Annotated in this window: 19 protein-coding genes; 2 read left to right on the top strand and 17 right to left on the bottom strand. The window is 68.7% G+C overall.

Going from position 1 to position 22,995, the window contains the following annotated elements; all coding sequences use genetic code 11:
* Positions 1-3: 3 nt before the first annotated feature.
* Positions 4-1,539, top strand: a complete 1,536-nt coding sequence (ppx, locus tag ACGTNF_RS10310; protein WP_394601631.1) for an exopolyphosphatase — start codon at positions 4-6, stop codon at positions 1,537-1,539.
* 23 nt (positions 1,540-1,562) lie between these two features.
* Here the strand turns inward: ppx and tilS are convergent, their stop codons facing one another.
* The 17 genes from tilS to rpsB form a co-directional block, all read right to left on the bottom strand.
* Positions 1,563-2,843, bottom strand: a complete 1,281-nt coding sequence (tilS, locus tag ACGTNF_RS10305; protein WP_394601630.1) for a tRNA lysidine(34) synthetase TilS — start codon at positions 2,841-2,843, stop codon at positions 1,563-1,565.
* Between the two features lie 198 nt (positions 2,844-3,041).
* Complete coding sequence (locus tag ACGTNF_RS10300; protein ID WP_394601629.1) at positions 3,042-3,995, bottom strand: acetyl-CoA carboxylase carboxyltransferase subunit alpha; 954 nt, start codon at positions 3,993-3,995, stop codon at positions 3,042-3,044.
* A 127-nt stretch (positions 3,996-4,122) separates the two neighbouring features.
* The gene (gene dnaE / locus ACGTNF_RS10295; protein ID WP_394601627.1) at positions 4,123-7,632 is read right to left on the bottom strand and encodes a DNA polymerase III subunit alpha; all 3,510 of its coding nucleotides are present in this window, start codon (positions 7,630-7,632) and stop codon (positions 4,123-4,125) included.
* A gap of 103 nt (positions 7,633-7,735) precedes the next feature.
* On the bottom strand, positions 7,736-8,347 hold the full coding sequence (gene rnhB, locus ACGTNF_RS10290) for a ribonuclease HII (RefSeq protein WP_394601626.1): 612 nt from the start codon (positions 8,345-8,347) through the stop codon (positions 7,736-7,738).
* Complete coding sequence (gene lpxB, locus ACGTNF_RS10285) at positions 8,344-9,552, bottom strand: lipid-A-disaccharide synthase (RefSeq protein WP_394601625.1); 1,209 nt, start codon at positions 9,550-9,552, stop codon at positions 8,344-8,346. Before lpxB ends, rnhB begins: the two co-directional genes overlap by 4 nt.
* A gap of 4 nt (positions 9,553-9,556) precedes the next feature.
* On the bottom strand, positions 9,557-10,324 hold the full coding sequence (lpxA, locus tag ACGTNF_RS10280) for an acyl-ACP--UDP-N-acetylglucosamine O-acyltransferase (RefSeq protein WP_394601624.1): 768 nt from the start codon (positions 10,322-10,324) through the stop codon (positions 9,557-9,559).
* Positions 10,321-10,764, bottom strand: a complete 444-nt coding sequence (fabZ, locus tag ACGTNF_RS10275) for a 3-hydroxyacyl-ACP dehydratase FabZ (RefSeq protein ID WP_026068244.1) — start codon at positions 10,762-10,764, stop codon at positions 10,321-10,323. The genes lpxA and fabZ overlap by 4 nt, the downstream gene beginning before the upstream one ends.
* A gap of 103 nt (positions 10,765-10,867) precedes the next feature.
* On the bottom strand, positions 10,868-11,905 hold the full coding sequence (lpxD, locus tag ACGTNF_RS10270; protein WP_394601623.1) for a UDP-3-O-(3-hydroxymyristoyl)glucosamine N-acyltransferase: 1,038 nt from the start codon (positions 11,903-11,905) through the stop codon (positions 10,868-10,870).
* A gap of 164 nt (positions 11,906-12,069) precedes the next feature.
* Entirely contained in the window at positions 12,070-14,427 is a 2,358-nt protein-coding gene (bamA, locus tag ACGTNF_RS10265; protein ID WP_394601622.1) for an outer membrane protein assembly factor BamA, read from the bottom strand.
* Between the two features lie 87 nt (positions 14,428-14,514).
* A complete protein-coding gene (gene rseP / locus ACGTNF_RS10260) occupies positions 14,515-15,873 on the bottom strand; it encodes a sigma E protease regulator RseP (protein ID WP_394601621.1) in 1,359 nt (452 codons plus the stop codon).
* 33 nt (positions 15,874-15,906) lie between these two features.
* Positions 15,907-17,091 (bottom strand): 1-deoxy-D-xylulose-5-phosphate reductoisomerase, encoded by a 1,185-nt coding sequence (gene ispC / locus ACGTNF_RS10255; protein ID WP_394601619.1) that lies wholly within the window; start codon positions 17,089-17,091, stop codon positions 15,907-15,909.
* On the bottom strand, positions 17,088-17,894 hold the full coding sequence (locus tag ACGTNF_RS10250; RefSeq protein ID WP_394601618.1) for a phosphatidate cytidylyltransferase: 807 nt from the start codon (positions 17,892-17,894) through the stop codon (positions 17,088-17,090). The genes ispC and ACGTNF_RS10250 overlap by 4 nt, the downstream gene beginning before the upstream one ends.
* Complete coding sequence (uppS, locus tag ACGTNF_RS10245) at positions 17,887-18,648, bottom strand: polyprenyl diphosphate synthase (RefSeq protein ID WP_394601617.1); 762 nt, start codon at positions 18,646-18,648, stop codon at positions 17,887-17,889. The genes ACGTNF_RS10250 and uppS overlap by 8 nt, the downstream gene beginning before the upstream one ends.
* Positions 18,649-18,720: 72 nt before the next feature.
* A complete protein-coding gene (gene frr, locus ACGTNF_RS10240; RefSeq protein WP_026068241.1) occupies positions 18,721-19,278 on the bottom strand; it encodes a ribosome recycling factor in 558 nt (185 codons plus the stop codon).
* 4 nt (positions 19,279-19,282) lie between these two features.
* On the bottom strand, positions 19,283-20,047 hold the full coding sequence (gene pyrH / locus ACGTNF_RS10235; protein ID WP_016853451.1) for a UMP kinase: 765 nt from the start codon (positions 20,045-20,047) through the stop codon (positions 19,283-19,285).
* 110 nt (positions 20,048-20,157) lie between these two features.
* Positions 20,158-21,027, bottom strand: coding sequence for a translation elongation factor Ts (gene tsf, locus ACGTNF_RS10230; protein ID WP_394601616.1), 870 nt, complete (start codon positions 21,025-21,027; stop codon positions 20,158-20,160).
* A 137-nt stretch (positions 21,028-21,164) separates the two neighbouring features.
* Positions 21,165-21,908 (bottom strand): 30S ribosomal protein S2, encoded by a 744-nt coding sequence (rpsB, locus tag ACGTNF_RS10225; protein WP_394601615.1) that lies wholly within the window; start codon positions 21,906-21,908, stop codon positions 21,165-21,167.
* Positions 21,909-22,203: 295 nt separating this feature from the next.
* On the opposite strand from rpsB, the gene map reads away from it, so the two are divergent.
* A complete protein-coding gene (map, locus tag ACGTNF_RS10220) occupies positions 22,204-22,995 on the top strand; it encodes a type I methionyl aminopeptidase (protein WP_394601614.1) in 792 nt (263 codons plus the stop codon).

Genomic DNA, 22,995 nt, shown 5'->3' with positions numbered 1-22,995 from the left:
GCCATGACCGCGCCTACGGACCGGCACGACGCCGATGCCAGCGAGCCCGAGCTCGCTCCCCGCCGACTCGCCGCCATCGATCTCGGCTCGAACAGCTTTCACCTGCTGGTGGCCAACTATCGGGACGACCGCCTGCAGGTCGTCGCCCGCCAGGGCGACAAGGTCCAGCTGGCCGCGGGCCTCGGCGACGACGGCTGCCTCACCGAGGAGGCCATGACCCGGGCGCTGGACTGCCTGGCCCGCTTCGCCCCCTTCCTCGAGGGCATCGCCCCACAGGACCTGCGGGTGGTCGGCACCAACGCCCTGCGCGACGCCGACAACAGCCAGGCATTCATCGATCGCGCCGAGGCCCTGCTCGGCACCCGCATCGAGATCATCGCCGGCCGCGAGGAGGCCCGCCTGGTCTATCTCGGCGCCGCCCACGCCGTGGCCGAGGACGGCCGGCGGCTGATCGTCGACATCGGCGGCGGCTCCACCGAGTTCATCATCGGCGAACACTTCGAGCCCCAGGCCCTGGAGAGCCTGAGCATGGGCTGCGTGACCTTCACGCGGCGCTTCTTCGACGGCGGCGAGATCACCGAGAAGCGCATGCGCCGCGCCGAGCTGGCCGCGCTGTCCGAGCTCGCCAACATCAAGAAGCCCTTCCAGAAGCTCGGCTGGAGCGACCCGGTCGGCTCCAGCGGCACCGTCAAGGCCGCCGCGGCGGTGATCGCCGCCGCCGGCAAGTCGCCCGAGGGCGTGATCACCCGCCAGGGCCTCGCCGACCTGCGCAAGCGGCTGCTCAAGTGCAAGCGCCTGGACAAGGTCGCCATGGACGGCCTCAAGGACGACCGCGCCCGGGTCTTCCCCGCCGGCATCGCCATCCTCGGCGCGATCTTCGAGGCCTTCGACCTGCAGGAGATGCGCTATTCCGACGGTGCCCTGCGCGAGGGCGTGCTCTACGACCTGGCCGGCCGCAACAGTCCCGAGGACTCGCGGCTCAAGACGCTGACCAACCTCCAGCGCATCTACGGCGTCGACGCCCGTCAGGCCGATAACGTCGCCGCCACGGCGCTGGCGCTGTTCGCGCAGGTGCGCGAGGCCTGGCGGCTGGACGAGGATCAGGCGCGCTTCCTGGAGTGGGCCAGCCGGCTCCACGAGGTCGGCCTAGCGATCTCCCACAGCCAGTTCCATCGCCACGGCGCCTACCTGCTGGAGAACTCCGACCTGGCCGGCTTCTCGCGCCCCGACCAGCGCCAGCTGGCCTTCCTGGTCCGCGCCCACCGTCGCAAGTTCCCGCTCAAGGAGTGGCAGGCGCTGCCCGCCACCGAGCGTCCCGCCATGTCGCGGCTGGCCCGGCTGCTGCGCCTGGCGGTGATCCTCAACCACTCGCGTCCGGAACAGCCGCCCGACACGCCGACGCTGGCGGCCGACGACGAGGCCACGCTGCGGCTCGGCCTGGTGGAGGAACAGGAACCCAGCCTGCTGCTCGCCGATCTGGAGCAGGAGGTCGGCTACCAGCAGGCCGCCGACCTGACGCTGATTCTCGACGCCGACTGACCCTGGACGCCGGCCGAGCCCGCTCAGCCGCTGCGCCAGCCCTCGGCGCAGGCCAGCCAGCCCGAGGGCCGCCCCACCGCGACCACGTCATCGCCACGCCAGGCGACGATCAGCCCGCCCCGCTCCCAGGGCGGCAACCCCCACTCCTGCAGCAGGCGCTTGAGATCGCGGCGTCCCCGGCCCGTCAGGCGCAGCCGCTCGCCGCCCAGCCGCGGCGCCAGCGTCAGCCTGACCGGCTCCCCGTCCTCGCGAAGCAGCCCGCTCGCCAGCGGCCCCAGCGGCGTGGACAACGGCACGCGGCCGTCCCAGGCGGCCCGCCATTCGGCCGGCAGCGACACGACCGGCGCCAGCAGATACAGGCTCCCGCGCCAGACCCGCGCCTCGGCGCCCGCCCAGACGATGCGCACCTCGGCGTCGCCGCGCGCGCCGAGCTGCTCGAGCAGCGTCGCCAGCCGGGCGGCCGGCGGCCGCGGCAGCCCCTGTCGCTCGAGGCAGTGGCGGATCAGCAGCCGACGGCGCGGGATAGAGAGCCCGAGCAGGGTCTCGCAGGAAAGACGCGCGGGGTCGCCGCCGAGTCGCGCCAGGTCCTCGGCGGCGAATTCCTCGAGCAGGCCGTCGGCCTCGCCGGCGAGCGCCGCACTGCGCGAGAGCGCCGCCGCGGCGTCCGGCCAGCGCTCGGCCAGCCGCGGTAACGCCCGATGGCGCAGGAAGTTGCGGTCCAGGGCGGTGTCGGCGTTGCTCGGATCCTCGACCCAGGCGAGGGCCAGGCGTCCGGCCTCGGCCTCCAGCGCCGGGCGGGAAGCGTCGAGCAGCGGGCGGACGAGGCGACGCCCGTCGAGGTCGCGCATCGGCGGCATGGCCGCGAGGCCGCGGGGGCCGGCGCCCCTAAGCGCGGCCAGCAGGAAGGTCTCGGCCTGATCGTCGCGATGCTGGGCCAGCCACAGGGTCTCGCCGGCACCGACGCGGCGGGCGAAGGCCGCATGGCGCGCGGCCCGCGCCTCGCCCTCGAGCCCCCGCCCCGCCGAGGCATCGACCGCGACACGCTCGACGAACAGCGGCACCCCGAGCCGCGCGCACAGCCGCCGGCAGTGGCACTCGAAGTCGTCGGCGGCGGCCTGCAGGCCGTGATGCACGTGCAGCGCCCGCAGCGGGCGCGGATGACGCCGGCAGGCGTCGGCGGCCAGGGTCAGCAGCAGCGCGGAATCGAGCCCGCCGGAGAGCGCCACCCAGACGCCGCGCCCCGGCAGGGTCTGGGCCAGGGCGCTGTCGATCGTGGCTTGCAGGGAAGAAGGCGCGAGGCTCATGGGCAGATAGACCGCTCAGGCATGTTGAAGGGGAAGCTTCCCCACGCCAGATACCGGCAGCGGATCCCCCAAAGCCAGCGCCCTCTTCGAGCGAAGGCCAGACAAGGCAAAAATCGGCAAGAAAGCGCAGTTTACTCGTCGGTAAATGAGCATTTCGCGCCGATTTTTAACGCCGTATGGCCGAGCGCAGAAAGGGCTTTACACCGGGGCGCCGTAGCTCATCAGGCGCTTGTACCGCCGCTCGAGCAGGTCGTCGGTCTCCATGCCCTCGAGGCGCTCGAGGCTCTCGGTCAGCGCGGTGCGGATGCGCTCGGCGGTGTCCGCCGGCTTGCGATGCGCGCCGCCCAGCGGCTCGGGGATCAGGGTATCGACGAAGCCCAGCTCCTTGAGGCGCTCGGCGGTGATACCCATGGCCTGGGCGGCCTCGGAGGCCTTCTCGGCGCTCTTCCACAGGATGGAGGCGCAGCCCTCGGGCGAGATCACCGAGTAGGTGGAGTACTGCAGCATGGCCAGCTCGTCGCACACGCCGATGGCCAGCGCGCCGCCGGAGCCGCCCTCGCCCACCACGGTGGAGACGATCGGGGTCTTGAGCCGCGACATCACCGCCAGGTTGTAGGCGATGGCCTCGGACTGGCCGCGTTCCTCAGCGTCGATGCCCGGGTAGGCGCCCGGGGTGTCGATGAAGGTCAGCACCGGCATCCTGAAGCGCTCGGCCATCTCCATCAGGCGGCAGGCCTTGCGGTAGCCCTCGGGGCGCGGCATGCCGAAGTTGCGACGCACCTTCTCCTTGACGTCACGGCCCTTCTGGTGGCCGATGACCATCACCGGCTTGTCGTTCAGCCGCGCCACGCCGCCGACCAGGGCGGCGTCGTCGGCGAAGTTGCGATCACCGTGCAGCTCGTCGAAGTCGGTGAAGACGTGCTCGAGGTAGTCGAGCGTGTAGGGGCGCTGCGGATGGCGCGACAGCTGCGACACCTGCCAGGCGGTCAGATCCTTGAAGATCGACTCGGTGAGCTTGCGACTCTTCTCCTCGAGCCGACCGATCTCGTCGCTCAGGTTGACCTGGCTGTCGTTGCCGACCAGGCGCAGCTCCTCGATCTTGGCCTGAAGCTCGGCGATGGGCTGTTCGAAATCTAGGTAGTTGGGGTTCATGGGATAGCCTTGTCTCGTCGGCCGAAGGGGCGACCGGGGGGAAGCGTCAAACGGCGTTCATTATCGCACCCTGACACGCCCACGCAAGGCGAGCCAGGGTGCCTGCACATTGTCGGAGCGGCGCGAATCAACGGTAGCGCAGGCGCACGCCGTCCTGGCCCTCGACCTCGCGCAGGGCGATCAGCAGCTCGTCGGAGGGCGTGACCCGCCACTCCTCGGCCAGCTCCAGCCAGCCGCTGGCCGCGGCGCTGCGGTAGCGCAGCCGCACCGGCAGGCCCTCGTCGCTGCGATAGGGGGCAAGGCTGTCGCGCAGGCTGTCCACCAGCCGGCCGTTGGCGCGCTCGCCGTCCAGCGCCAGCTCCACCGCCTGGCCGTAGCGAGTGCGAGCGTCGACCATCGGCGTGATCTCCTTGCCGCGCAGGCGCAGGCCACCCGAGTAGTCGTCGCTCTGTACCTCGCCCTCGACGATCAGCACCTGATCGGTGTCCAGGCGGCTGCGCACCTGATCGAACAGCTCGCCGAACAGCGAGGCCTCGATGCGGCCGGTGCGGTCGTCCAGGGTGACGAAGGCCATGGTGTCGCCGCGCTTGGACTTCATGGTGCGCATGCCGACCACCAGCCCGGCGATGCGCTGGGGCTCGCGCGACGGCTTGAGATCGCCGATGCGGGTGGAGACGAAGCGCTCGAGCTCCTTCTCGTACTCGTCGATGGGGTGGCCGGTCAGATACAGCCCGAGGGTGTCCTTCTCGCCGCCCAGGCGTTCCTTGTCGGTCCAGTCGCGGGCGCCACGATAGTCGGCATAGACGTCGGTGTCGTCCTCTTCATCGGAGGCGGCGAAGGCCTCGCCGAACATGTCCATCATGCCCAGGTTCTGGTTGGCCTGGTTCTGGGCCGCGGCCTTGAGCGCGGCTTCCAGCGAGGCGGCCATCACCGCGCGGCTCGGCCCCAGGTTGTCCAGCGCCCCGGAGCGGATCAGCGCTTCCAGGGTGCGCTTGTTCATGCGCTTGGGATCGACCCGCTTGCAGAAATCGAACAGGTCGCTGAAGGCGCCGCCCTCCTCCCGGGCCTCGACGATGGCGCCGATGGGGCCCTCGCCGACGCCGCGGATGGCGCCCAGGCCGTAGACCACCCGGCCCTCGTCATCGACGGTGAACTTGTAGCCACCGACGTTGACGTCCGGCGGCGTCACCGTGAGCCCGATGTGGCGGCACTCCTCGATCAGCGGCACCACCTTGTCGAGGTTGTCCATCTCGGTGGACATCACCGCCGCCATGAAGGGCCCGGGATAGTGCGCCTTGAGCCAGGCGGTCTGGTAGGACACCAGGCCGTAGGCCGCCGAGTGCGACTTGTTGAAGCCGTAGCCGGCGAACTTCTCCACCAGGTCGAAGATGTTGCCGGCGAGGTCCTTGTCGATACCGTTCTCGGCGCAGCCCTCCATGAAGCCGGCGCGCTGCTTGGCCATCTCCTCGGGCTTCTTCTTGCCCATGGCGCGGCGCAGCATGTCGGCCTGACCCAGGCTGTAGCCGGCCATCACCTGGGCGATCTGCATCACCTGCTCCTGATACAGGATGATGCCGTAGGTGGGCTCGAGCACCGGCTTGAGCAGCTCGTGCTGGTAGTCCGGGTGCGGGTAGGCGACCTCGGCCCGGCCGTGCTTGCGGTTGATGAAGTCGTCGACCATACCCGACTGCAGGGGCCCCGGCCGGAACAGCGCCACCAGGGCAATCATGTCCTCCAGCGAGTCCGGCAGCAGGCGCTTGATCAGCTCCTTCATGCCGCGGGATTCGAGCTGGAACACCGCCGTGGTCTCGGCCTTCTTGAGCATCTCGAAGGTCGGCTTGTCGTCCAGCGGGATGGCGTCGATGTTGAGCGCCCCCAGTCCTTCCTTGACGCGCACCTTGTCGACCATCTCCAGCGCCCAGTCGATGATGGTCAGGGTACGCAGCCCCAGGAAGTCGAACTTGACCAGCCCGGCGTCCTCGATGTCGTTCTTGTCGTACTGCACGCGCAGGCCGCTGCCGTCCTCGTCGCAGATCAGCGGCGAGAAGTCGGTGAGCTTGGTCGGCGCGATCACCACGCCGCCGGCGTGCTTGCCGGTACCGCGGGTGATGCCCTCGAGCTTCACCGCCATGTCCCAGATCTCCTGGGCCTCCTCGTCGGCGTCGAGGAACTCCTTGAGCTGGGGCTCGTCCTCGATGGCCTTGGCCAGCGTCATGCCGACCTCGAAGGGAATCAGCTTGGAGAGCTTGTCGCCCAGCGAGTAGGGCTTGCCCTGGGCGCGGGCCACGTCGCGCACGACGGCCTTGGCGGCCATGGTGCCGAAGGTGACGATCTGCGAGACGGCGTCGCGGCCGTAGCGCTCGGCCACGTAGTCGATCACCCGGTCGCGCTTCTCCATGCAGAAGTCGACATCGAAGTCGGGCATCGAGACACGCTCGGGGTTGAGGAAGCGCTCGAACAGCAGGTCGTACTCGAGCGGGTCCAGGTCGGTGATCTTCTGCGCGTAGGCCACCAGCGAGCCGGCACCGGAGCCCCGCCCCGGGCCGACGGGGACGTCGTTGTCCTTGGCCCACTGGATGAAGTCCATCACGATCAGGAAGTAGCCCGGGAAGCCCATCTGCAGAATGATGTTGAGCTCGAAGTCGAGCCGCTGGCGGTAGCGGGCATCGATCTCGGCGTACTCGTCACCGTCGCGGGGATACCTTTCCACCGGGTAGAGGAAGTCCAGGCGCTCGGTCAGGCCGTCGTGGGAGATCTTGCGGAAGAACTCGTCCTGGGTCATGCCCTCGGGGATGCCGTATTCCGGCAGGAAGATCTCGCCCAGGCGCACGTCGACGTTGCAGCGCGCGGCGATCATCACGCTGTTTTCCAGCGCCTCGGGGAGGTCCGAGAACAGCTCGGCCATCTCCTCGGGGCTCTTGAAGTACTGCTCCTCGGTGTAGCGACGCTCGCGGCGCGGGTCGTCCAGCGCCTTGCCCTCGCCGATCGAGACCCGGGTCTCGTGGGCCCAGAAGTCCTCGCGCGCGAGGAAGCGCACGTCGTTGGTGGCCACCACCGGGGTGCCGGTCTCGACGGCCAGATCCACCGAGAGGTGCACGCACTCCTCCTCCAGCGGCCGGCCGGTGCGGGTCAGCTCCAGGTAGTAGCGCCCGGGGAAGGCGGCCTGCCATTCGTCGAGCAGGACCCGGGCCTCGGCGTGGTGATCGGTCAGCAGGTGACGGCCGACGTCGCCCTCACGCCCGCCGGACAGGGCGATCAGCCCCTCGCTCTGCTCGAGCACCCAGTTCCGCTCCAGCAGCGCCATGCCGTCCTTCTGTCCCTCGACCCAGCCCCGCGAGATCAGCTCGGTGAGGTTGCGATAGCCCACATCGTTCATGGCCAGCAGCGTCAGGCGATAGGGATGGGCCTCATCGTGGGGGTTGGCGAGCCAGAAGTCGCCGCCGATGATCGGCTTGAGGCCGGCCCCCTGGGCGCCGCCGTAGAACTTGACCAGGGCGAAGAGGTTGGCCTCGTCGGTGAGCGCCAGCGCCGGCACGCCCTGGCTGCCCGCCGCCTTGATCAGCGGCTTGAGACGCACCAGGCCATCGACCAGGGAGAATTCGCTGTGCACACGGAGATGAACGAAGGGAGCGGTCATGGCGGACTCGGGCTTGATGATGGGAAATGGGTCGACGCTGTCACGGGAGCGGAGACCGGCCGGCACGGCCCGTCTCGACGCCCCGTCCAACAGGCTAGATGATCTAGAGCAGGTTCAGCTGGCGCTTGACGGGCGCAAAGGAGCGACGGTGCTCGGGCAGCGCGCCGAGGCGCGTCAGAGCGGCCAGGTGCTCGGGCGTCGGGTAGCCCTTGTGGCGGGCGAAGCCATAGTCGGGATGGCGCGCGTCCAGCGCCAACATGTCGGCGTCGCGGGCCACCTTGGCCAGTATCGAGGCCGCGGCGATCGCCGGATGACGCGCATCGCCCTTCACCACCGCCTGGCCCGGCACATGATGCCCGGGGAGCCGATTACCGTCCACCAGCAGATATTCCGCGGCCGGCGACAGCGCATCGATGGCGCGTCGCATGGCCAGGTGCGTGGCGTGATAGATGTTCAGGCTATCGATCTCGTCGGGGCTGGCCTCGGCCACGGCGAAGGCCAGCGCCCGCTCGCGGATCCGGGCATCCAGCGCCTCGCGGCGTTTGGCGGTCAGCTTCTTGGAGTCGGTCAGCCCGTCGATCGGCGCGGCCGGATCGAGGATCACCGCGGCGGCCATCACCGGGCCGACCAGCGGGCCGCGCCCGACCTCGTCGACCCCGGCCAGGTGCGTGCCGCGATAGTCGACGACCAGCGGCGGGAAGTCCTCGGCCTTCATGCGCCCTCCTCCAGCGCCTCGGGCGCCACCGAGGCCGGCAGCGCGCGGCGCGCCACCAGTGCCTCGACGGCGTCCACCGCACGGCGGCTGGCGTCGCGCTGCAGGCCTTGATGCATGGCCGCGAAGCGCGCCTCGAGGGCGTGGCGCGCCTCGGCGTCATCGAGCAGTGAGGCGAGCTCGGCGGCGATGCCCTCGGGGCTGGCGTCGTCCTGGATCAGCTCCGGCACCAGCGCCTCCCGGGCGATCAGGTTGGGCAGCGAGATCCATTCGGTCTTGACCAGCCGCTTGGCCAGCCAGTGGGTCATCGGCGCCATGCGGTAGGCCACCACCATGGCCCGGTGGCACAGCATCGCCTCCAGCGCCGCGGTGCCGGAGGCCAGCAGCACGGCGTCGGCGGCCACCATGGCCTCGCGGGACTGGCCATCGACCAGCGTCACCCGCTCGCGCAGCGTCTCGCGGCCCTCGAGCAGCGACTCCAGCTCGGCGCGGCGCGCCGGGGTCGCGGCGGGAATCACCACCCGCAGCGCCTCGCGCTCGCGGCACAGCCGCTCGGCGGTATCGAGGAAGGTCGCGCCCAGAAAGCGGATCTCGTTGGCCCGGGACCCGGGCAGCACGGCCAGCAGCGGCGCCGCGTCGGACACACCCCGGGCGGGCAGGCCGAGCGCTTCCCGAGCCTCGCCGCGGTCGTTGACCAGCGGCAGCTCGTCGGCCAGCGGATGGCCGACGAAGGCCACCGGCACCCGGTGACGGGCGTAGAAGGCGGCCTCGAAGGGCAGGAAGGTCAGCATGGCATCCACCGCGCGGGCGATGCCCTTGACCCGGCCCTGGCGCCAGGCCCACACGGAGGGGCTGACGTAGTGGGCGGTGGTCAGGCCGGCCTCGCGCAGCTGGCGCTCGAGCCCGAGGTTGAAGTCCGGCGCGTCGATGCCGATCACGATGTCGGGCCGCCAGTCGAAGGCGTCCTGGCGCAGGGTACGGCGCACGCGCACCAGGCCCGGCAGGTGCTTGAGCACCTCGACCAGCCCCATCACCGAAAGGGTCTCGAGCGGGAAGCGACTGTCGATGCCCTGCTCGATCATGCGCGGCCCACCGATGCCCCGGAACTCGACGCCCGGATGGCGGGCCTTGAGCTCGCGCATCAGGCCGGCGCCGAGGATGTCGCCGGAGAGCTCGCCGGCCACCAGGTAGACGCGCGCGATCGTCATGGCGTCAGCGCACGATGCCGCGGGTCGAGGCCTCGATGGAGGCGACGAACGCCTCGGTTTCCGGCAGCGCGTACTGGGTGCGGATCTCGGTCAGCGCCTGCTCCACGGTCAGGCCCTGGCGATAGACCAGCTTGTAGGCCTCGCCCAGGGCGCGGATCGCCTCGTTGGAGAAGCCGCGGCGGCGCAGGCCGATCAGGTTGAGGCCGTGGGCCGCGGCGGGGTTGCCGTTGATCATCACGTAGGCCGGCGTGTCCTTGGTGATGATCGAGCCGCCGCCGGCCATGGCATGGTCGCCGAAGTGGCAGAACTGGTGGATCGCCGACAGGCCGCCGATGATCGCGAAGTCGCCCAGCTTGACGTGGCCGGCCAGGGTCACCTGGTTGGCCAGGATGCAGTCGTCACCGAGCACGCAGTCGTGGCCGACGTGGACGTAGGCCATGAACAGGTTGCGCGAGCCGATGGTGGTCTCGCCGCGATCCTGGACGGTGCCGCGGTGCAGGGTCACGCCCTCGCGCACGACGTTGTCGTCGCCCATCACCAGGCGGGTGGGCTCGCCGGCGTACTTCTTGTCCTGGCACTCCTCGCCGACCGAGGCGAACTGGAAGATCCGGTTGCGCTCGCCGATCAGCGTCGGGCCCTGGATCACCACATGGGGGCCGATGCGCGAGCCGGCGCCGATCTCGACGTCGGCGCCGATCACGCTGAAGGGGCCGACCTCGACGTCATCGGCCAGGCGCGCGGCCGGATCTACGATGGCGGTGGGATGAATCAAGCGACCTTCCTCTCGGCACAGGTGATCTCGGCCTCGCAGGCGACCTCGCCGGCCACGCTGGCCTTGCACTGGAACTTCCAGATACCGCGCTTCTCGCGGATCACGTCGGCGCGCAGTTCCAGCTGGTCGCCGGGCATCACCGGGCGCTTGAAGCGGACGTTGTCGCTGCCCACGAGGTAGTAGACGTAACCGTCGGCGGGCAGCTTGTTGACCGTCTTGAAGCCGAGGATGCCGCAGGCCTGGGCCAGCGCTTCCACCACCAGCACGCCCGGCATGATCGGGTGATGCGGGAAGTGGCCATTGAAGAACGGCTCGTTGATGCTGACATTCTTGTAGGCAACGATGGATTCGCCGTGGGTAAGCTCCGTCACCCGGTCCACCAGCAGGAAGGGATACCGGTGGGGCAGATACTCACGAATCTCGTTAATGTCCATTACCATCGTAGCAACCTCTGAAATGACAGAATGCCCCGCATCGCGGGCGCGACCGTCGCCGCGCGCGTGGCGACGGACGGGCGGGATTATACCGCCCGAGGGGGCGGCCTCAAGCATCGCGCCCGGCTTTTTCCAGGCGATTCAGCCGGCGGGCGATGTCATCGAGCTGCTTGAAACGCACCGCACTGCGACGCCACTGGGCATTCTCCATGGCACCGGTCCCGGAAGAGTAGACCCCCGGCTCGTGAATCGAGTTGGTGACCAGGCTCATGCCGGTGACCTGGACGCCATCGCACACCGTCAGGTGGCCGGAAAGCCCCACGCCGCCGCCCAGCATGCAGTGCCGCCCGACCCGGGTCGAGCCGGCGATGCCGACGCAGCCGGCCAGCGCGCTGTGGGCGCCGACCTGCACGTTGTGGGCGATCTGCACCTGGCTGTCGATCTTCACATCCTCGCCGATCACGGTGTCGCCCAGGGCGCCGCGGTCGATGCTCGAGCAGCTGCCGACCTCGACGTCATCGCCCAGCACCACCCCGCCGAGCTGGGCGATCTTGTGCCAGCCGGCCCCGTCATGGGCGAAGCCGAAGCCGTCGCCGCCGATCACGCAGCCGCTGTGCAGGATCACCCGCGCGCCGATGCTGACTCCATGGTAGACGGTCACGTTGGCATGCAGCCGCGACTCGGCGCCGATCCGGGTGTCGGCGCCGACCACGCAGCCGGGCCCGATCACCACGCCGTCGCCGAGCTCGACGCCGGCCTCGATCACCGCCTGGGGGCCGATCACCACGCCCTCGCCCAGCCGGGCATCCTCGGCGACCGTCGCCGCGGGATGCACGCCCGATGCCTCGCGGCCGGCCAGCGGGTCGAACAGCCGCGACAGCTGGGCATAGCCCAGATAAGGATTGTCGAGGGTCAGGCAGGGCACGGGGGATTCCCCGGCATGGCTAGGGTGCAGCAGCACCGCCGCGGCGCGGGTCTCGGGCAGGTCCTTGAGGTAGGCGCGGTTGGCCAGGAAGGCGATCTGATCGGGCCCGGCATCGCGCAGCGTGGCCAGGCCACGCACGCGGCGCTCGCCGTCACCCTGGAGGCCGGCCCCCAGCTGCGTGGCGATCTCGGCCAGCGTCAGGGAAGGAGAGTCTTGTGTCATGGGAACCCGATGTCGGTTGGGAAAACACTCTGCGCTGGCGACGGCCGCCGCGCCGGTTCGATATCGATGGGCCCCGACGGCGTCGATGACGCGAGTCGAGGCCCCGGAGCCGTGGCATGGGCCGCCTCTCCCGTTCCGGACGAGGCGGCCCGCCGGCGGCCGGTCTAGAAGGTCTGACCCAGCGAGAACTGGAAGAACTGGGTATCGTCGTCGCTCTTGTCGTTGAGCGGCTCGGCGATGCTGAAGGTCAGCGGGCCCACCGGGGTCAGCCAGGAGACGCCGAGGCCCACGCTGTAGCGCAGCTCGCCCAGGTCGACGCCGGAGCTGCAGTTCGACTGGCCGGCCTCCTCGTCGCGCACCTCGTAGCAGTCGGTGAGGAAGGTGTTGCCGGCGTCCACGAACACCGAGGGCTGCACCGAGCGCTTGTCCTCGACGAAGGGCATCGGGAAGATCAGCTCGGCGCCGCCCTCGATCAGCACGTTGCCGCCCAGGGTGCGGTCCTCGTCGTCGCTGCTGTCCACCGGAGGCGTGGTGTTCGGCCCCAGGGTGTTGCTGGTGAAGCCGCGCACCGAGCCCAGGCCGCCGGTGTAGAAGTTCTCGTAGAACGGATAGGGGCCGTCACCGATGCTGTCGGCATAGCCCACCTCGCCGCGCAGCTTGAACGACCAGGTCTGTTCCTCGTTCATCGGGAAGAACTGCCGGGCGCGGGCGCGCAGCTTGTAGTACTCGGAATCGCTGCCGGGCACCGCGGTCTCCAGCGACAGGCGCTGGTAGTTGCCGGCGGTGGGCATGATGCCTCGGTTCAGGTCGTTGCGGGTCCAGCTGGCGGTCAGCTTGAAGGCCTGGGCGTTGTCGCCCTCCTCGTCGACGTAGCGCTGGATTTCCGAGGCCGTGTCGTCGTAGGTCTCGATGGTCAGGTCCTCGACGTCGGCCCCGAAGTTGAGCCGGGTCAGCTCGTTGATCGGATAGCCGAAGTTGATGCCGCCGCCGTAGGCATCCGTCGAGTAGGTCGAGATGTCGGAGTCCTCGTAGTCGGTCTCGCGGTAGAACAGGTTGTAGCCGCGGGAGATGCCGTCGAGGGTCCAGTAGGGATCGGTAAAGCCGAAGTTCAGGTTGGTGTAGGTGTCACTGCGCTGGGCGCCGATGTTGACCCGGTTGCCGGTGCCCAGGAAGTTGTTCTGGGACAGCGAGGCGCCGTAGATCACGCCGGCGCTCTGGGAGAAGCCGATGCTGGCGGAGATCGAGCCGGACGGCTGCTCCTCGACGTTGTAGGTCACGTCGAGCTGGTCGTCGGAGCCGGCCACCGGCTCGGTCTGCACCTCGACCTGCTTGAAGAAGCCCAGCCGCTCCAGGCGCTCGCGGGACTGGCTGATCGACTCGGTGGAGGCCGGCGCGCCCTCCATCTGGATCATCTCGCGGCGCAGCACCTCGTCCTGGGTGGTGGTGTTGCCGACGAACTCGATGCGGCGCACGTAGGCGCGGTTGCCCGGCTGAATGCGGAAGGTCAGGTCGACGGTGCCGTCGCTGCGCGTCTCGGGGATGCCGTCGACGTTGGCGAAGGCGAAGCCTTCGGCACCGAGCCGCGAGCGCAGCGCCTCGGAAGAGGCGGTCACGTCGCTGCGCGAGAAGACCTCGCCGCTCTGCACCTCGAGCAGCTCCCGGGCCTCGCGCTCGGCAATGCGCAGGTCGCCGGCGAAGTCGATGTCGCCGAGGCGGTAGCGCTCGCCCTCGCTGACGTTGATGGTGATGAAGATCTTCGACTTGTCGGGGCCGATGGAGACCTGGGTCGACTCGATGGCGAAGTTGACGTAGCCGCGATCGAGGTAATAGGAGCGCAGTCGCTCCAGGTCGCCGGACAGCGCCTGGCGCGAATATTCGTCGCTGGAGAACCAGCCGAAGAACCAGCCCGGCTTGTCCTCGAGCTCGAGCACGTCGCGCAGGGTCTCGTCGTCGATGTCCCGGTTGCCGACGATGTTGATCTGGCGGATCTTGGCCACCGCCCCTTCATCGATGTCGATGTTGACCTGAACGCGGCCCTGGCCCAGCTCCTGGACCTCGGTGTCGATGCTGGCGCTGTAGCGGCCCTGGGCCTGATAGACCCCGGACAGCTCGCGCTGGATCTCTTCCAGGGTGGAGAGCTGCAGCACCTGTCCCTCGTCGAGGCCGGCCTCGCGCAGGCCGTCACGCAGATCCTGCTCGGGAATCTGGCTGTTGCCCTCGATGTTGAGGCTGGTGATGGTCGGGCGCTCTTCCACCTCGATGATCAGCACGTCGCCGTCGCGGGCCAGCTGGATGTCCTCGAACAGGCCGGTGGCGAACAGCTGTCGGGCCGCCTCGGCCAGCTCTCGGTCGTCGACGGTGTCCGGGGCATTGACAGGAAAGGCATTGAAGACGGAGGCCGCCGATACGCGCTGCAGCCCCTCCACTCGTATGTCCTTTACGTCGAAGGTTTCCGCCTGTGCCGTGCCGCTGCCGGCACCGGCGAGCAGCAGCGCCGCCAGTCCGATGGTCTTGATCTTCATGCAGTCGATTCGCTCGCGTTGATCTGCCTACCTGTCCAGACAGGCACCTTATACATTTGCACGGGTAACTGACAAGCCAGGGGCCGGCTACCAGAGCCGCATCAGGTCGAAATACAGCGCCATCAGCATCAGGGTCCCGACCAGCGTCAGGCCGACGCGCAGGCCGATCGCCTGGGTCCGCTCGGACACCGGCCGCCCCCGGGCCGCCTCCACCAGGTAATACAGCAGGTGGCCACCATCGAGCACCGGGATCGGCAGCAGGTTGAGCACGCCGAGGCTGATCGACAGGTAGGCCAGGAAACTGATGAAGCTCTCCAGCCCCGAACGGGCGGAATCACCGGCGATGCGGGCGATGGTGATGGGCCCGGAGAGGTTGGACGGCGAGATCAGCCCGACCAGCATCTTGCGGATCGAGTCCAGCGTCAGCACGGTCATCTCGCCGGTACGCGACACCGCCTGCCCCACGGCGGCCAGCGGCCCATAGCGGATCTCGCGGCGATACTCTTCCGGCCACGAGACCGACGCGACGCCGGCGCCCACGTGGCCGACGGTGGAGCCATCATCGAGGGTCCGGGGTCGCGGCGTCAGCGACAGCGAACGCCGCTCGCCGTCGCGGTCCACGCTCAGCGACAGGGTGTCGCCGGGGCGGCCGCGGACGCGCTGGACGAAGTCGCTCCATTCGGCCACGGGCTCGCCGTCGATGGCCAGGATCTCGTCGCCGGCCGCGAGGCCGGCCTCGGCGGCCGGTTCGCCCTCGACCACCTGGCCGAGCACCGCGGGAAGGGTCGGCCGCCAGGGGGTCACGCCGAGGGTCTGCAGCGGCCGCGGCGGGTCCTGGCGCACCAGCCAGTCCTGCACCGGCAGGCGATGCTCGCTGGCCCGACTGTCGCCCTCGTCGCGGGCCTTGACCGTCAGCTCGCCGCTGGCGCCGATGGCCGCGACCAGCTCGAGATTGATGTCTTCCCAGGAGTTGACCGCCTCGCCTCGCACCGCGGTGATCTCCTGGCCGGCGACCAGGCCGCCGCGGGCGGCCGGCGAGTCGGGCGCGACCTCGCCGATCACCGGCACCACGGTGGTGGTACCGGCCACGAACAGCAGCCAGTAGGCGACCAGCGCCAGCAGGAAGTTGGCCACCGGGCCGGCGGCGACGATGGCGATGCGCTGCCACACGCCCTTGTGGTTGAAGGCCAGGTGACGCTCGTCGTCGGGGACCGGCGCCTCGCGCTCGTCGAGCATCTTGACGTAGCCGCCCAGTGGGATGGCCGCCACGGCGAATTCGGTGCCGTGGCGGTCGACCCGCGACCACAGCGGCTTGCCGAAGCCCACGGAGAAGCGCAGCACCTTGACGCCACAGCGCCGGGCGACCCAGAAGTGGCCGAACTCATGGAAGGTGATCAGCAGGCCAAGCACCACGATCACGGCCAGCACGTTCTGGATCAGACCCATGGCTATCTCCGGTAAAGTTGACGAAAGAAGGCGCTAGCGGCGCCCCAGCCAGGCCTCGGCCTCACGGCGCGCCCGGGCATCGGCGGCGAGAATCCCTTCCAGCGCATCGGCGGGCTCGAGGGGGCAGGCCTCGCGCACCCGCGCCACCAGCTCGCCGATCCCGGCGAAGCCCAGCCGGCCGTCGAGGAAGGCCGCCACGGCCACCTCGTTGGCGGCGTTGAGCACCGCCGGCGCCGTGCCGCCGTCCGCCATGGCCTCGCGGGCCAGCCGCAGGCAGGGGAAGGCGGCCTCGTCGGCGGGCTCGAAGTCGAGCCGCGCGATCTGGAACAGATCGAGCGCCTCCACGCCGGCATCGATGCGCTCCGGCCACGACAGCCCGTAGGCGATCGGGGTACGCATGTCCGGGTTGCCCAGCTGGGCCAGCACCGAGCCATCGGCATAGGCGGCCATCGAGTGGATCACGCTCTGCGGGTGCACCACCACCTGAATCTGCGACGGCCGGGCATCGAACAGCCAGCAGGCCTCGATCAGCTCGAGGCCCTTGTTCATCAGGGTGGCGCTGTCCACCGAGATCTTGCGCCCCATCGACCAGTTGGGATGGGCGCAGGCCTGCTCGGGGGTGACCCCGGCCAGCGCCTCGGCCGACCAGCCGCGGAAGGGGCCGCCGGAGGCGGTCAGCAGCAGCTGGGTGACGCCGTGGCGCGCGAGCCCGCCGCGATGCTCGAGGGGTAGACACTGATAGATGGCGTTATGTTCGGAATCGATCGGCAGCAGGGTCGCGCCGTGACGGTCCACGGCGTCCATGAACAGCGACCCGGACATCACCAGCGCTTCCTTGTTGGCCAGCAGCACCCGCTTGCCGGCGCGCACCGCGGCGAGGGTCGGCAGCAGCCCGGCGGCGCCGACGATGGCCGCCATGACCACCTCGACCTCCGACGCCTCGCTGACCTCGACCAGCGCCTCGGGGCCGCAGCGCACCTCGGTGGCGAGCCCCGCCTCGCACAGCCGCTCGCGCAGCCAGGCGGCGTCTTCCTCGCGGTCGAGCACGGCCAGCGCCGGGGCATGGGTCCGGCACTGCGCGAGCAGCGCCTCGCGGGAACGGTGGGCGGTCAGGGCATGGACGCGATAGCGTTCGGGATGCCGCGCCAGCACGTCCAGGGTGCTGGCGCCGATCGAACCGGTGGCGCCGAGAACGGTGACGGCCTGGGGCTGGCTCATGCGCCGAACCCTCCGACCTGCAGCAGCGCGAACAGCGGCACCGCGGCGCACAGGCTGTCGATGCGATCCAGCACCCCGCCGTGACCGGGGAGCAGCTGGCTGGAGTCCTTGATGCCGCGGTGACGCTTGAGCATGCTCTCGAGCAGGTCGCCGACCACCGAGGCCAGGGTGACCACGGCGGTCGCCGCCAGCAGCGCCAGGGTCGCGCCGAACGACAGGGCCTGCCAGTCGGCGAACACCAGCGCCAGCAGCTCGGTCACCACCAGCCCGCCGATCACGCCCTCGCGGGTCTTGCCGGGGCTCACGCGGGGCGCCAGCTTGCGCTTGCCGAGCGACTTGCCGACGAAGTAGGCGCCGACATCGGCGCCCCACACCAGCAGCAGCACGAACAGCAGCCACACGCCGCCGGCCTCGCGCAGCGCGTTGAAGCCGACCCAGGCCGGCAGCAGCACCCACAGCCCCATGGCCAGGCGCCTGCCGGTGGAGCCCCACTGCTCGAGGCGCGACGGATAGCCGACCACCCAGCGCAGGTTGAGCAGCCAGCCCAGGGCGCCGAGCCACAGCACCCAGCTCGCCTGGTGCTGGCCGGTCAGGCCCAGCAGCGCCATCAGGACGGCGAGCCCCAGCACCGGCTTCAGCCGGCGGGCGCCGGCCTCGAGGCCGGCCAGATTGGCCCATTCCCAGGCCCCGAGCAGCACGATGGCCGCGGTGAACAGCGCGAAGGCGACGCCGTCGAGCCCGAACAGCCCGACCAGCGCCAGCGGCGCCAGCCAGGCGGCGGTGAGAATGCGTTGTTTAAGCACCTTGCTGAGCCTCGACCTGGTCGTCGGTCATGCCGAAGCGGCGCTTGCGCCCGGCGAAGTCGGCCAGGGCCGCGTCGAAGGCGTCGCCGTCGAAGTCAGGCCACAGCAGCGGAGAGAAATAGAGCTCGGCGTAGGCCAGCTGCCAGAGCAGGAAGTTGGAGATGCGCTTCTCGTCGCTGGTGCGGATGCACAGGTCCACCGGGGCGGTGAGACTCAGCTCGGCCCCGATCGCCGCCTCGTCGATCGCCTCGGGGGCCAGCTCGCCCGCGGCCACCCGCTCCCCCAGCCGCCGGGCCGCCTGGGCGATGTCCCACTGGCCACCGTAGTTGGCGGCGATCACCAGATGCAGCCCACGGTTGTCGCCGGTCAGCGCCTCGGCCTGCTCGATGTGCTTCTGGATGGAGGACGAGAAACCGCTGCGATCGCCGATCACCGAGAGGCGGATGTCGTGCTGATGCAGCTTCTTGACCTCACGCTTGAGCGCGATCAGGAACAGCTCCATCAGGGCGTTGACCTCGACGGCGGGCCGCTTCCAGTTCTCGCTGGAGAAGGCGAACAGCGTCAGGGTCTCGATGCCGCGCTCGGCGGCCCGGCGGATCACCGCACGCACGGCCTCGACGCCGGCATGATGGCCGCGCACGCCGGACATGCCGCGGGCCTTGGCCCAGCGGTTGTTGCCATCCATGATGATGGCGACGTGATGCGGCAGGCGGTCCCCGTCGGCTCGGGGCTGGGGAGACTGGGGTGACGTCATGATGTCTCGCATGGCGGGTGGGACGGGGCATTCCATGAACGACGGCACCCTGGGGTGCCGTCGGCCCGTCCGTCAGACCTGCATCAGGTCGTGTTCCTTGGTTTCCAGGGTCTTGTCGATCTCGGCGACGACCTTGTCGGTCAGCTTCTGGATGGCATCCTCACCCTGACGCGCCTCGTCCTCGGTGATGTCCTTGTCCTTCAGCAGCGCCTTGATGTCGCCGTTGGCGTCGCGGCGCACGTTGCGCACCGCCACCCGGGCGTTCTCCGCTTCCTGACGCGCCTGCTTGATGTAGCCCTTGCGAGTCTCCTCGGTGAGCATCGGCATCGGCACGCGGATCACGTTGCCGGCGCTCGCCGGGTTGAGGCCCAGCTCGGCGGTCATGATGGCCTTCTCGACCTTCGGCACCATCTGCTGCTCCCAGGGCACCACGGTCAGGGTCCGGGCGTCCTCGATGTTGACCGAGGCCACCTGATTGATCGGCACCTGGCCGCCGTAGTAATCGACGGTCACCGCCTCCAGGATGCTGGGATGCGCCCGGCCGGTGCGGATCTTGTTGAAGTTGTGATGAAGAGAGTCGAGGCTCTTCTTCATGCGACTTTCTGCGTCCTTCTGGATCTCGTCAATCACGTTCTCACCCTCTGTCAATCAGCGTGCCTTCCCGGCCGCCTACCACCAGGTTCAGCAGCGCCCCCGGCTTGTTCATGTTGAACACGCGTACCGGCATGTCATGGTCCCGCACCAGGCAGATGGCGGTCAAATCCATGACCCCGAGCTTCTGGTCGATGGCGTCATCGTAGGACAGCTGCTCATACTTGACCGCATCGGGATACTTGACCGGGTCCTTGTCGTACACCCCGTCCACCTTGGTGGCCTTGACCACCACGTCGGCGTCGATCTCGATGCCGCGCAGGCAGGCCGCGGAGTCGGTGGTGAAGAAGGGGTTGCCGGTTCCCGCGGAGAACATCACCACGTCGCCGGAGGTCAGGTAGCGGATCGCCGTGCGGCGGTCGTAGTGCTCGACCACGCCGCTCATGGGAATCGCCGACATCACCCGCGAACGGATGTTGGAGCGCTCCAGGGCGTCACGCATCGCCAGGGCGTTCATCACCGTGGCCAGCATGCCCATGTGGTCGCCGGTGACCCTTTCCATGCCCGCCTCGTGCAGTGCGGCGCCGCGGAACAGGTTGCCGCCGCCGACCACGATGCCGACCTGAACGCCGATGCCGACCAGCTGGCCGATCTCCAGCGCCATGCGGTCGAGCACCTTGGGGTCGATGCCGAATTCGGCGTCGCCGGTCAGGGCCTCCCCGGACAGCTTGAGCAGGATGCGCTTGTACTTAGAGACCTCGGCGCGAGGCTTGTCGGTCTTGGTGGAAAGTGGCTCGGCACTGCTCATGGCATGTCTCCCGGAAACTCGAGGAATCTGGATGGCCGGATGCACCGGCCGGATACGCGAAGGCGTGCGCTCTCGCGCACGCCATCTTCATGCTGGAACCGGCTGGCGCCTTAGCTGCGCTGCGCCTGTTCCATGACTTCCTTGGCGAAGTCGACCTCTTCCTTCTCGATGCCCTCGCCCACTTCGAAGCGGGTGAAGCCAATGACCTCGCCACCGGCGGCCTTGACGTACTCGGCCACGGTCTGGTTCGGGTCCTTGACGAAGGCCTGCTCGGTCAGGCTGTTCTCGGCCAGGTACTTCTTCAGGCGGCCCTGGACCATCTTTTCGGCGATCTGCTCCGGCTTGCCGGCCATGTCCGGCTGGGCCAGGATGATCGCCTTCTCGGCGTCCAGCTTGTCCTGCGGCATGTTTTCCGGCAGCGCGACGGCCGGGTTGATGGCGGCCACGTGCATGGACACGTCCTTGGCGGCCTCGGCGGAGCCACCCTTGAGGGTGGTCAGCACGCCGATGCGGCCGCCGTGGACGTAGGCGCCCACCAGACCGCCTTCCGGTGCATCGACGACGACGCTGCGGCGCACGCCGATGTTCTCGCCGATCTTCTGCACCAGCTGCTCGCGGGCTTCTTCCAGCTCGCCTTCCATGATGGCGGCGACGTCTTCGCTCTTGGCGGCGAAGAAGGCATCGGCCACACGGTCGGCGAAGGCGGTGAAGTTGTCGTCGCGGGCGACGAAGTCGGTCTCGGAGTTGATCTCGACCATCACGCCGTAGCTGCCGTCTTCGGCAACGCGGGTGACGACGGCGCCTTCGGCGGCGGTACGGCCGGCCTTCTTGGCGGCCTTGAGACCGGAGTTCTTGCGCAGGTTCTCGATCGCGGTGTCGATGTCACCGCCGGCCTCGGTGAGGGCCTTCTTGCACTCCATCATGCCGAGCCCGGTGCGCTCGCGAAGTTCCTTGACCTGAGAGGCGCTGATAGCTGCCATGGTAGTGTCCTCTGAATGGTTCGACCTGAAATAATAGCGGGGAAGAAGAGAGAAAAGGGGGCCTGAGCCCCCTTGCGCCTGCTCGGCGAGCCGTCACCGAAGTGACGGCAGTCGGGCCGACCCAGGCGGGCCGACGATCACTCGGCGGCGTCGCTCTGGCTCTCTTCGGCTTCGGTCACCTCGACGAACTCGTCCGGACGACCTTCCTTCGCACGACCGCAAGCGTCGGCGATGGCCTTGACGTAGATCTGGATGGCGCGGATGGAGTCATCGTTGCCCGGGATCACGTAGTCGACGCCATCGGGGTTGGAGTTGGTATCCACCACGCCGATAACCGGAATGCCCAGCTTGTTCGCTTCGTTGATGGCGATGCGCTCGTGATCGACGTCGATCACGAACAGGGCATCGGGCAGGCCGCCCATTTCCTTGATACCGCCCACGGACCGCTCGAGCTTGTCCTGCTCGCGGGTCGCCATCAGCACTTCTTTCTTGGTCAGCTTCTCGAAGGTGCCATCCTCGTGCATGGCCTCGAGTTCGCGCAGACGCTTGATGGAAACGCGAATGGTCTTGTAGTTGGTCAGCATGCCGCCGAGCCAGCGGTGGTTGACGAACGGCTGACCGACGCGGTTGGCCTCTTCCTTGATGATCTTGCTCGCGCTGCGCTTGGTGCCGACGAACATGATCTTGTTGTTGGCCGCTGCCATCTTCTCGACCACGTCGATCGCCTCGTTGAGGGCCGGCAGGGTGTGCTCGAGGTTGATGATGTGAATCTTGTTGCGAGCGCCGAAGATGAACTTGCTCATCTTCGGGTTCCAGTACTTGGTCTGGTGACCGAAGTGAGCGCCTGCTTTGAGCAGGTCACGCATATTGACGTGTGCCATGGATGACTCCTGAAAAATCGGGTTAGGCCTCCACGCACCCCATGGATCCGACCGCCGCGTCATCGAGGATGGCCACGACAGCACCCGGGACCATGTGCCGGTGCATGTGTGTTTTCAAGGCATTGCGTTGATTGACGTACTCCCCTGTGGTTCGCCGAGGTGCCGAGGACTCGGTAAGGCTCCGCGATTGCAGGAAAGCGCGCAGCTTTATACCATGGATCACTCCCAAGATGAAGTCGCCCGACGCCTCCCGCGCCCTCGAGCCCGGCGACACCACCTCCGATTCCGAGATTCCATGAACGTACCCATCAAAACGCCCGACGAGATCGAGAAGATGCGTGAAGCGGGCCGCCAGGCCGCCAGCGTGCTCGAGATGATCGCCCCTTACGTCCAGGCCGGCGTCAGCACCGGCGAGATCGATCGGCGCTGCCACGACTACATCGTCGACGAGCTCGGCTCCACACCCGCCCCGCTCAACTATCACGGCTTCCCCAAGTCCGTGTGCACCTCGATCAATCACGTGGTCTGCCATGGCATCCCCGACGACGGCAAGAAGCTGAAGAAGGGCGACATCATGAATCTGGACATCACGGTGAAGACCCCGGACGGCTATCACGGCGACTCCAGCGTGATGTTCATCGTCGGCGAGAGCATCCAGGGCAGCCGCCTGTGCCGCGTCACCCAGGAATGCCTCTACAGGAGCATCGCCCTGGTGCGTCCCGGCGTGCACCTTTCGGAGCTGGCCCGCGCCATCCAGCAGCACGCCGAGGCCAGCGGCTACTCGGTGGTGCGCGACTTCTGCGGTCACGGCATCGGCGCCGGCTTCCACGAGGACCCGCAGGTGCTGCACTACGACGGCTACGCGTCGGAGGCGGACATCGCCCTCGAGGAAGGCATGTGCTTCACCATCGAACCGATGATCAACGTGGGCGACCACCGCACCAAGGTGCTGCGCGACGGCTGGACCGCGGTCACCAAGGACAAGGGCCTCACCGCCCAGTGGGAACACACCCTGCTGGTCACCGCCAGCGGCGTGGAGGTGCTGACCGCGCGCAGCGACGAAGACCTCTCCTTCCTCGCCCACTGA

Source organism: Halomonas sp. B23F22_10 (assembly GCF_043496975.1).
Classification (GTDB): domain Bacteria; phylum Pseudomonadota; class Gammaproteobacteria; order Pseudomonadales; family Halomonadaceae; genus Halomonas; species Halomonas smyrnensis.
This window is presented reverse-complemented; position numbering and strand designations above follow the sequence as displayed.